The organism is Neobacillus sp. NPDC097160 (assembly GCF_044762155.1).
Taxonomy (GTDB): domain Bacteria; phylum Bacillota; class Bacilli; order Bacillales; family Cytobacillaceae; genus Neobacillus.
The window spans coordinates 1-1,019 of record NZ_JBIWDU010000055.1 but is presented as its reverse complement, the minus strand read 5'-3'; the positions used below and the strand labels follow the sequence as shown (position 1 = coordinate 1,019).

General features: G+C 39.5%; 1 protein-coding gene. It reads right to left on the bottom strand.

The window, feature by feature from the left end:
- Positions 1–268: 268 nt before the first annotated feature.
- Positions 269–1,019: transposase (locus tag ACIQXV_RS29775; RefSeq protein ID WP_402966008.1), on the bottom strand; the 751-nt coding region annotated here is incomplete at its 5' end.

Here is a 1,019-nt window from a genome sequence, read left to right as displayed (position 1 = left end):
CCCTGGAGGCTTTCCCTCCCATGTCTCAACGGGTCATTTGCCCTATCATTCCTTCGTCATGCCTATCCAAGGGGTGGAGGCCAGTTATGCTAACGGGATGGGTCAGTGCCCTTTTGTTGAAGAAACCTGGTACTCCGTACATATTTGAAATCCTACGAATAAGCCAACATTCGGGTAGTAAAAAAGTTAACAATCACTCTTTTTTTTAGATTTATTAGAGTTTACCCCTTCGGGAAACTAGTAAGTGTTTATAAGAATCTATTTGCTTTTATGCTGCTAAAGAAGTTAAAGGTTGTAATTTTTCTGGACAATAGGATTCATTTCGTTTGGCTATTCCTACAAATATTCGAGCCAGTTTACCAACCAATTTCATAATTGATTTCATCTTCTTGATTTTTTTCACCTTAACATTTAATGTGTGAATAGCTTTAAACTCAGGGTTGTTCATGACAAGGCTCATCGTCGCTAAGTAGAGGAAACGCCTAAGCCTAGATCTTCCTCGTTTAGAAATGACAATTTGACCTTTCCACTTGCCAGAACTAGCTTCAGCTAGGTGCAATCCTGCATGACGTAGTAAAGAATTGCCGTGGGCAAAGCCACTTAAATCTCCAGCTTCTCCTAATATACCAGCCAATGAAATCTCACTAATTCCTTTAATGGTAAGCAAATGATTGGCATAAGGAATTTGTTTAAGTACTTCTGTTACTTGTTCTTCAACTCTTTCGAGTTGTGTTGTTGCGAGGTCATATTCCTCTAGTAATTGTTGTAGATGAAATTTATAAGCATCAAGTGCTTGCCTAGTACCAATTGAACGTTTAGCTAACTGAATCAGTAATTGGGCTTTCCTTAAACCAGGCTGTCTCTTCATCAAAGACTTCCATTCGATAACCACGTTTTGAGGTTGCATTGAACGTAATTCTATTGGGGTGGGAAATAAGCGAAGGGTTGCGATTGCTCCTTTACCAGTCACATCTTTAAATACTTGTCGGAGCTCTGGAAAGACAATGTCTACCCAACGA